The following is a 10839-nucleotide window of genomic DNA, read 5'->3' on the forward strand; positions in this document are numbered from 1 at the left end:
CTCTCCTAACATTAAAAATGTATGTAATATCCTAATTGTAACTGTGTATCTGAGTTACCGACCTTATTACTACTTTGGTAACCGAGCTGTAATTTAAATAAATCATCACCAAGTACTGACCATCCAGCACCACTGGAAACAGACACATCAATTGTATCGTTCAGTGTTTGGTAGCCTGTACTTATGTCAAATAACCAAGACGGACTGGCACCCAAGTATGGGGGCGTTAATGAGCCTGTTGAGGCAAACGAAGTACCTAGGGCAAAGCGCCTAAAAGGTTCAATAACTATGCGTCTGGGTCTTCTATTTGTATTAATAGCAGTATTTACTGGGTCAAAGTCTTGCCATTGCGCACTAAAGTAGGCGTTCCAAATAGGGCGATCTTTTAAAATACTGTATTGGTAGCGTGCGTTATATTCCTGTCCATTAACGAGTGTGCTGTCGTTATCTCTACGCGTGAACGACATTGCAGCTGCTGATAGCTGCACGCTTTGCCTGTTATCAATATTATAATTTATATAAGCCGTGGCTTTATTAAGTTGCGCATAGCTTAGTAACACTTCAGATTGGCGGTTTTCGGCGTTGTATTGTAAGTTTACGCCAACTTGAGTGCGCGCATCCCACTGATAACGAGAGTCTAAAATTACGCCTTGTCGGCTAATAATACTGCCCTGATGCGTATCAACTTTTGTATTAAAAGCCCACCGGCCAAACGTCATAGTGTTTTCTATTGCGAATAGCAGTCCGTTATTGCCAAGGTTTTGCTGATCGCTAAGGCTCAGTTTCCACTGGCCTTTTGCATAAGGAAAATACACATTTATGTCGTATTGCGTACTATTAAGCCCTGCTTGTGGTGATAGGTTTACTTCAAGTGCGCGAAAGTAAGCTGTGCGCGCGTTTCTTAAAAAGCCTAGCTGGGCTTCACTTGGCTCGTTAATTAGCTCTTCATACCAACGTTGCATAGTTGCATAAGGTTGGTTTAAGTATAAAAGCGCACTTAACTGATCGTTTTTTCCCAGTGTATTTGTATCAACTAATTGTTTGATTTTACTAAACTCACCTTGAGTCATGTATAGCTGAAGTGCTTGCCAAGGCTCAAGTTTTTGAGCAGCACGGCGTGATAACCACCAGTTTGCTTGTGCTGTGCCTATGGTTTCAGGGGCTAACTCATCGAGTGTGTTTAGCTGCATTAAATGTGGCATAGCCATAGCGCCAGCCCATCTAAACATAAGTCCTCGATATGCATATTTATCTTTAGGTAAATGCTGAAGAAGATAATGATTAAGCTCTGTGGCGTTGGCATAATAGCCGAGTTGCTTCATTACATCGGCTAAGTTTACTAATGTTGTTAAGTCACTAGGCTCAGCTATCGCTAGTTTACGTAAGTAAAAATAAGCACTGTTATATGACTTTTCATAAATAGATAAACTCGCTAAAAGTTGGCCCCACGCATACGTTGGGTTGTTGTCAGCATAGTTATTTAAAATACGTTTAATCATGATGCTGTCGTGCATCTGCAGTGCTAACCAACCTTGCACAAGTACTACGTCAGGATTGTATTCGCTCAGTTTTGCGGCGCGGTTGAGCGTTGTATACGCTGAATTTAAATCGCTCTGATTTTGATACCAGCTAGCAAGCGTTAACCAAGCAGGGTATAGCGCCTTGTTGTAGCGTTGCTTGTTCAGTTCGTTATAGATTCGTTCAACGGCGTTTGAATCGTTTATTTGCGTACTTAAATTAGCAATGTCAATTAGCTGACTTTCGCTCAGCGAAGGTTGCTGCCATAAATGCGCAAGTAACGCTTTGGGGTTGCCTTCAAAGCGTATTTGCTGGTACTGCAATAAATCGCTTTCGCCTAATTTACCCAGTGATTTAAGTTGTTCAAGGGCATAAAGCTGTTCTTTTTTATCATTTACCCTGAGCGCCATGTCAACGCGAGCACTCCAAAACTCGTCGTCACTGCTTTGCTGCTTTTGCTTTAAAATGGTTAGTGCCGTGTTAAAGTCGTTATTTAACCAAAACGCACGGGCTAGCCACATTAAATCTTCTTCGTTTTTGGGGCCCTGATAAATAGGCCACAAATTACGTAAACCGCTTAAGTTACCTGTGTCATGTAATACTTTTGCTTTCCAATATTGTGATAATACGCTTTTACCGTTTATGCTTTCAAAACGCTCTATATGCTTGAGCTCTTGTTTGGCGTCACCAATAAACTCGTTGGTTTGCATCCATTTAGAAAAGCCATTGCCTTTTAGTTGCCTATTTTTAGCTTTGTAAGCGTAAATGTCGTTAGCGTCTTGGTACAAATATAATGCCGTTGCATCGTTAATACTGTCTGTAAGCATTGATGCGGTAACGGCTTTATTTATCATTAACCATTTAAATTCTTTGAGCGCAGCTCTTGGCTTATTGAGCCAGCGCTTTACTTTCCAATTTAGTAAATGAAGATCTTTATCGTTAGGTTTTTGTTTTAGTAGTTTTGAAAGCAATAATTCAGCGCCGTTAGCATCGCCATTTGCTAAGTGAAGCTGCATTGCCTGTGTTAAATACTTAATATTGCAAGGCTCTTTTTGCAGCAGTTTTGTAGCTGCAATAATTGCATCTTCTTTATTGCCTGCTAAGTCAGCGAGATAAAGTGTGCGCTTTATATTTGATTGATCTCCATATTGCTTCCACCACGCATATGCTTGCAACGCTTCGTTTGCACCCAGTGCAGTTTCAATGGCTTTTTCGGCTATTGTTTCGCTCATGTTATTTTTGTAAAGCGGCAACGCTTTTGCAGGTTGGCCTGCGGTTAGCCAATAATCAGCGGCAATTAACGGCTTTTTGTGTGTTTCATAATATTGTGCAAGCTTAACATTCAAACCGAGTGCTTTAGCTATACTAAGAATGTCTTCGTTCCATGGTTTATAGGCACTAACCTTTAATGAAAGTTCTTCAAATCGGTCATCTACATTGGCACCACTTGCAAGCCATAATGAGTAAAGTAACTTTATTTCAAGTTCTGTTTTACGCTTACTTTTTGGCAGTTTTTCAAGCTCATTAGTTGCGTTTGAATATTCACTCAATGCTATATGAAGTTCAGCCAATTTAGCGCGCAGCTTTTCATTGTTAGGGTCAGTATTAAGTGCAGCATGCAAGTATGACTTTTCAAATGTGTAGTCTTGCGAAAGTGCATCGTCTTCAAAGAAGAGGGTATGTGGAAATAGCGCATATAATGAAAAACAGCTAACAGCGAGTATTGTTAAAATTGTTTTTATAGAAACTAAATGAGGGCGCTTTTTGGTATTCATTACTTAGCAACCCCTGTGCAGTTTAAATAACCCAAAAACTCACCAGCAGGTAGTTTAAAGTGGGTTAATTTTCCGCGAGTGATACCTTTATAACTTTTCCCATGTGAGATATAAATTGGCATGAATGAGCATTCACCAAATCAAGTGTTGCAGGTATCCACGCTTTAAAACTAACCGAGCCATTTACTTGCCATGTATCTATTACTACATTGGCAGAGGCTAAATAGGGGGCATTATCTTTTTGGCTGTGGTCAAAACTAATACGTGAAATACCCTCTATAGTATGTACGTAGTCACCTTGCTGCGTTACCCCTAATACCCCATCGCTTTGAGATATATTTGCAATATCAAAGTCGCTTGGTATACGAAGGGTGCGAATGTTTTTTGAGCTAAACAACCAGTCTCCTTTACTATTTTTAGCTAAGGCCGAAAAGTAAAAATCTTTCGCAATTTTTGCATAGTGACTTAAGTACACAGGGGTGTTGGGCCTTTGTAATACATAGTCAATATTATGCTTTAAAGCGTCAAGCCCCGCAGGAACTTCGCCAGAGTAAAAGTGATAGTAAATAGTATAGGGCTTTAACCTGTATGGCTTTTCGGTTATTTCAAAGGTCTCTGTTAGGCGCTTAAACCCATAAAAAGGGCCATGCCACAAATTAGTGTATACGTTTTCGTTCAGTATTGGTGCATAAATTTGATACAGTAAATCACCCTCAGGGCGGGCAATTGGCGATATATGGGAAAGGCTTGGGTTATCACCATTTACGTCTGTATTACCACCATTTACGTTTAGTACGCCAGCATTGCGTGCTATTTTTAATGCGTCTGGCCCAGGTGTAGCATCGCCCGACCACAACATAAGCACTGTTTTTTTCCTTTAGGTACAAGCCTTTCATTAATATAGTTAATGGTGCCGGTAATTTCTTTTTCTAAGCTAATTGTGTCATAGCCAGGTACATCTAGGTGAAACCCATAATCTGTATCTTCTTTGTCGATTTCTTTTCGGCCAGAAAGCGCGGTCCAAAAGTAAGGGTGACTATAAGTATGCGAAGCGACCTCTACATAGGGAAGTTCAAAAATACTGCGCGCAATTTTTTCTAGTTTTTTACTGTGCTTAGCATGAATTCCTCCAGGCTCTATATCAGCCTGAATAATAGAAGATGTGATGGGAAGTTTATAAGGTTTAATAATGTCATCGCGAATGACCTCTGCTGCATACGGGCTGCCGTCAAAGTGTGCAATGCTGGTAAAGCCATCCCCATCTATATGCATAGTAAGCATACGTCTGCCACTTTCGGTTGTTGTATCGGGTGCTAATATAGCGGGTAACCCCATGGCTTTAGTAAGCAGTGTAATTGGGTCAATAACCCAATTACTACCTTCCATTGGGAGCGTATCAATCAGCCATGGGGCAACAATAACTGCGCCATATTTGGTTTTGGCACTTTGTACAACGGTGCTGCCATCAGCCGCTTTTATATCAATAAGAGTGGTGGCTTCTGGCGCTAATTTTAATAAATAAGGTTTGGTAATGGCAGGCGAAGAGCTTGACTCACCTTTTAACCATGGTGCTAAATAATTAAGTTTATAAGGCCCTGGAGGGGAGCTGTTAAGTGTTTCCACGCCTAATGCGGCTAATAATTTAGCTGATTGTGGTAGCTCACCTACCACTAACTGAGGCACTGTACCTAGGCTAGCTTCGAGCCAATTTATTACACTTGGGGAGTAAAAGCCCCCCATGTTTGTCCATGAAACAATTCCAGCATGTAAACTTGGATCAACTAATGGCAACTCTCGTTTTGCTATATCAATGTAGTCAGGAATATAACCTAAATACTCAATAAGAGTGGCTAGCTTTAAATGAACTGTAGAGTAAATAAGGGGTTTTAAGTCACTATTGTACGGAATAAGTACGCGCCTAGGCACAGGGCTAATAGTTGATGTTCCCCAGGTTTGTAAATGCCCATCGGTCACCCAAGCACTAAACCCAGAAGCGATAATTTTTTCAGCCATTACAAGGCGTTTGTCAGGTTTTGCATAGTCAATAACTTGAACATTAAAACCTAAGCTTTGCGCTTTTTTAAGTTGAGTTGTTAACCATGCTTGATCGTTCTTAGAGGTTAACTTGTAGCTATTATCAAGTGGATTAAAGTGGCTAAATAATCCCTCAGCAACTAAGTCGGTTGCAAGGTTTTGTAGGCTTGGCAGTAATTCAAAGCCACGATTGAGCACTAATTGCTTTTTAAATACTAAAGAAAGATCTTTTATTATTGAAACTAATCCAGCTTGCTGCGCTAATTTATCGTAACGTTCGTTATCTAATAATTGATAACTATCAAGGGTGTCTAAAAACAACCCACTAAAGCCACGTTCTTTTAATATAACAGCCGAACTGTTTAATTTTTGTTGCCATTTCGGTGAAGTTAAATCGGAAATGTAGCTATTCCAATTTGGGTTTGTAGTAAGTGAATAGTCACTTTTATTATATGATTCGCCAATGCTCAAATAAGCATATACAGCAATGTTACGTTCTTTAAACCAATTTAATTCATGCTCAGTCACTAACTCAGGTTGCACAACAACGCGTGAGTAAAAAGTCATTTCAGCTAAAGGCATTGGGGCTGAATAGTAAAAAGCGATGCTGTTATTAACGGGCTTTGCTAGTAACTGCGCTGATACTAAAAGCAAAAGCCATAAAATATATTTCATTTATGATTCGTTATATTAATTTTAAACTATTGCTCAAAGGAAGGCGTTCCGAGGCTGTTCTAGTTATTTTGTATTAATTATTAAGTATTATTATATGTTAACAAAAATAAAAGGTCTATCATGTTGTTTTAAATTTATACTAACTTAACTTATTATTTAGGTAGTCTTATTATTGCAAGGTTATGAATTTAAATAAATAAAACCTTTAATAAAGGCTTGGATTTTAAACGAGATTTGTAAAGAAATGTAAGTTTTTATTGTCAGTTCTGGATAAATTTAAAAGCCATTTCGCTTATAAAATGGCCTTTAAAAAGTTTATTGTTTTAAATATTAATCATTACCTAATACAAATCATGTTTCTTCCTTGCGATTTAGCTTTGTACAAAGCGCTGTCGGCGGCACACATTAATGCTTCAGATGTTCTATATTGGTTATTGTATTCACACGCTAAGCCTTGGCTAACACTAATTTTAACGTTGTCAGGTAGGCCTATTTCTCTAAAGTTTAAATTTAAAATTCTATCTTGAATACGCTTGGCTATCATCTCAGCGTTTGAAATATGAGATCGCGGTAATACCACGGCAAACTCTTCTCCACCATATCGGGCAACTAAGCTGTCTTTTGACGGCAGGCATTCTTCAATTGTTTTTGCTACTTTTTGCAAGCATTTGTCACCTTTTACATGCCCAAAGTTATCGTTAAATAATTTAAAATAATCAATATCAATCAATATAAAACTTAATGGTTGCTTGTTCATTAGACATGTTTGCCAATCTTTGTGGATTGTTTTTTCTAACGTTCCACGATTTGCAATACCCGTTAGGTGATCGAGCTTTGAAAGTGTTTCGAGTACTTTATACTTTTTTATGTGTTTAGAAATGTCATGCATGATGCAAATAAATAAAGGAGTATTATTAGTTGTTGCTGGTGGAATGCATGAAACCGAAAGTTCTACATCTAAAAAGTTACCATTAGCTTTAATTATTTTTACTTCTTTGGGGCCATGATTTAGCGGCGTTTGATAATTGTTTTTCCAACTTTCAAACATGTATTCGTAATCGTCACGGTATTGCTCTTGTAAAAAATGCTGCCACTTTTTACCAATTAATATATCTGAAGGAACATTAAAAAATCGTGCAGCTACCGGGTTTACCGATTCAAAAACACCGTGTGCATTCACAATAAATATAGCATCGGCCATCACGTTAGTGACATTAATAATCGCGCTTATTTTTTCATTGTTAACACGCTCAGAAAGGCTGTTTACTAATGTTGATACAGCGATATTTTCGTTATTTAGTTTGCTGTGTTGATTATTGTTAGACATGGCAGTTGCTCATTTTTATTGTTAATGAAACTTGATGTCTAGCAGTGTATTCAATTTATGGGTTTTAAACCTTTCGGTAATCTTCTTTTTTAAGTTGTTGTTTTATTGGTTATTATTGGTTGATAGCTAAGGGGGGTTATAAATTAATTACACAGGCATAAATTAGTCCTGTGCAATTTAAAAATAAGTATTACTAATTAGAGTTCTTTTTCATTCTTAACTTGTGGATCAGCGCTTTCATATTTATTGCCATTACATTCAACGTTAAAAATTAAGCATACAGAGCCATTATTTTCATCTGTGTCGGTAATGATAATTGTGTGGCCGTTGTCACTTACTTTATAGCTGAAGTCTTGGGCGCATGGTTTTTGTGTGTCGATATCGGTGATAGTAGCGCCAGTAAATACGAAACCATTTTGAATTGTGGCGTCGTCTAAATTATAGTTGCCAGCGGTTTCAGTTCTTACAACACCACCGCCAGTAGCGGGTTCGCCATTTTTTGTATAGCTAAAAATAGCTTCACTGTTGTTAAGTTTAATATTTACTTGAAAGTCGACATTTTCTAGGGTGTTATTCATATTATTTCCTTTATGAGTAATTATAGTTGGAAGTTCGTAATGCCTAATTTAACTAGGCTTGTTTTTATTTCTGATATCTCGTCTTCCCTGTTTAAACAGGTATAAGCTTGTACTAGTGGGTATGTTATTTTTACGCTCTGACTTATTTTTGCAGCTTCAGAAATAGCTTTGATAGCGCTTAAGCAAAATTGCTCTCGCTGTTTATTAGTTGTAGCTAAGTTTGCTTTGATTAAGTTTATTCTTGTATATACTAAGTAATCACCAGTTTTAGTTAGGTTGGATAATTGATGTTTGTAGTTTTCATTATTCTCAAGCTCAGTTAATAACTTCTGCGCTTTGAGTGATGATTGTCTATTTATAAAATATTGAATCAGTGTAATTTGTGTATTAATAGTGCTGGTATTTTTAAAATTTTGAGATTTTAAAAAATTAATTATTTTTTCAATTGTTGAGTCAGTAGCTTCATCAGTAGATAGCATTAGTGAAAGTGCTAAAGAGCGATAATACATAAGCTGAAATTTATTGTTTTTTGGATCTTGTACTAAAGCTTCATTGATAACTTGATTAGCCAAGCTGGCTTTTTTATGTGCCATCCGTTTATCACTCAAATAGCTCAGTAAATAACTTTGTTGCATATATAGGTTTGCTGATGTGTAAAAAAGGCTTGCATCACTAGGGTAGTTAGCAATCAATTTTGTGATTACTTTAACTGCAGCTTCTAATATATTAACTGCTTCATTAAAGTTACTTAGCCTCTCTTCTGTTTTTGCAAGCCAACTAATTGTATCGGATTTATCTCGAAGTAAGTCTTTGTTATTAGGTTTCAGTTCAAGCGCTTTATTCTTAAGTAAAAGTGACTCTGCAAAGTTCTTTTTTGCAGCGCTGTAGTTAGATTTTTTTATGTATAAAGAACCTAAAGAATTAGATGAATACGATAATTCCATAATGGAGTTAAAATCATTGGCTGCCAGCGCATACATTTTTTTACTGTAATCGTGGTATCTTTTAAACATTTGCTCAGTAGCTTGATGATCATTTTGATCATAAGCTAATTGACCAAGCCAAAAGGCATTGGCGCCTGCAAGCGTGAGTAGCTCTAAGTTGTTTGGCTGAATTTTTAATAATGCCTCAAGGCGAATGCGGGCGTTTTCAAAGGCGGTTAAGGCCTCAATGGTTTTTCCGCGCGAATAGGCCACTTCCCCCATGGCCTCAAGGGTTTGTGCGTACTGAAAACGGTTGTTAAATTGTGCTTTATTATTGCTAAAGCTAAAAAGTGAACTTGAATCGTCAGTTTGATCAGTAAAATACTCAAGTGCTTTATTACTAATACCATCAAGTAAGTCCATACGTTCAACGCTACGTAATTTATCCGCAAAGTCGCCGACCATAAACCCTAGTAAGCTTTCGGCCTCTTGGCGTTTTTGCTGTGCTAGTTGCTGCGCTTGAAAGCTGGTAACACTCATTAATAGGGCAACACAGGTAAGTAAACAAAGCAAAGCGACAGTGCCACGTTTTATGGTTGTTTTTGTTTTACTATGCTTAAGAGAGCTGGTTATAAGGGCGTGTTCGTCATCGCCTAGTTCGAATGTGTTGTCGTTCAATAAGGTAACGGCCTCTTGCAGCGGTTTTCCTGTCGCAAGGAGGTAAGCATTACTTTTACCTTCATCTATCCAATTTTGTGCTTGGTGTTGTAAACGGCTTTTTATTGCTAATGAATCTTTGTGATCGCTTATCCACTGCTTTGCGCGTGGCCATTGACGCAATAATGCTTCGTGCGCAAGGCTAAAACAGGCTTCGCCATTTTGTAAGTGCGATACAAATAAGCGGCTATCGACCATGGCTTGTACAAGTTCTATTTGGCTAGTGTTAGTTAATGCCTTCCAGCGGGCTGCGCGGCTAGTAATAGTTTTACCATCAGGGTTTAGCGTTATTAATTGTGATAACACGCTTTTTAGTTGCAGTTGTTGTTTGTTGCTAAGGCCTATAAATACATCTTCTGCTTTTTTGCCTATGGCGCCCTCAATACCGCCAAGTTTTTTATACACACTGTGTAACAACTCATTATTATCACTGCGCTGTAAATACAGCTCTTGCAGTGTGTATTGCAGCATGGGTAGTGCATCGGGATTGTTGGCGGTATCGGCGCAGAGTATTTCATCCAGTGGTGTTTGGGTTTGTGGGTCATGTGAAAACGTTAAATTAGCGGTTATTGCTGGCAAGCGAATAATTTGTTGTAGTTCGTGCCTGTTTGGTGGTGTTAAGTCGTAATGCGCGCCATTAGCTTTGCCAGCCATTAGGCTTGGTTGCTCAACCACTAAAGGATAAAAATCGTTTCTGCACGCACTAAATACAATCACCGCTTTAGACGTTGCTAAGCGCTCAATAACTGATAAAAATTGGCTACGTGTTTCATCATCAAATAAAGGTGATGAAAGTAGGACCTCTAAACGATCTATGAACAAAAATAATTGCGGTTTGTTAAGCGTTGGTACTGTTTTAGTTAGGGCATTTGTTAAAGTATGAATAACGTTATTAGTGTTTTGCGTTAATTGCTGGGCGAGTGCTTCGGCGCTTAAACCATCAAAGACAGGCAGGTTATTTATATCCCAATCAAGCATGGCAGACGCTAAGTCTAAATAAAGCCGGCTGTGGTCAATATCTGCAAAATCTAGTTGAGTATACGAAACAACACCAATCCCGTTGTAGCCGCGCTCATCAAGCAGTTTAGGTAAAATGCCTGCGTTCACTAAGGATGATTTACCGGTACCACTTGGACCTAAAATTAAGCAAAAAGCGCGACCAAAATTCACTTGGCTAGCCACTCTTTCCAATAAAGTGGTAATAGCCTGATTTCGGCCAAAAAACAGGTGATTATCGGTTGTATTATAAGCGCTTAATCCTAAAAAGGGAGATGATCTTCACCCGATAAAGT

Annotated in this window: 3 protein-coding genes and 2 pseudogenes; all 5 read right to left on the reverse strand. The window is 38.3% G+C overall.

The window, feature by feature from the left end; genetic code table 11:
• Window positions 1-11: 11 nt before the first annotated feature.
• Complete coding sequence (locus CWB65_RS07090; protein ID WP_138740266.1) at window positions 12-3293, reverse strand: tetratricopeptide repeat protein; 3282 nt, start codon at window positions 3291-3293, stop codon at window positions 12-14.
• Window positions 3293-6002, reverse strand: a pseudogene (locus CWB65_RS07095) (endo alpha-1,4 polygalactosaminidase). The gene CWB65_RS07090 and the pseudogene CWB65_RS07095 overlap by 1 nt, the downstream one beginning before the upstream one ends.
• Before the next feature lie 337 nt (window positions 6003-6339).
• The gene (locus tag CWB65_RS07100; RefSeq protein WP_008132794.1) at window positions 6340-7329 is read right to left on the reverse strand and encodes a sensor domain-containing diguanylate cyclase; all 990 of its coding nucleotides are present in this window, start codon (window positions 7327-7329) and stop codon (window positions 6340-6342) included.
• Between the two features lie 197 nt (window positions 7330-7526).
• Window positions 7527-7907, reverse strand: a complete 381-nt coding sequence (locus CWB65_RS07105; RefSeq protein ID WP_008132792.1) for a DP-EP family protein — start codon at window positions 7905-7907, stop codon at window positions 7527-7529.
• A 20-nt stretch (window positions 7908-7927) separates the two neighbouring features.
• A pseudogene (locus CWB65_RS07110) lies at window positions 7928-10819 on the reverse strand (ATP-binding protein); the annotation flags it as partial.
• Window positions 10820-10839: the final 20 nt, after the last annotated feature.

This window comes from Pseudoalteromonas sp. S554 (genome assembly GCF_005930865.1).
Taxonomy (GTDB): domain Bacteria; phylum Pseudomonadota; class Gammaproteobacteria; order Enterobacterales; family Alteromonadaceae; genus Pseudoalteromonas; species Pseudoalteromonas marina.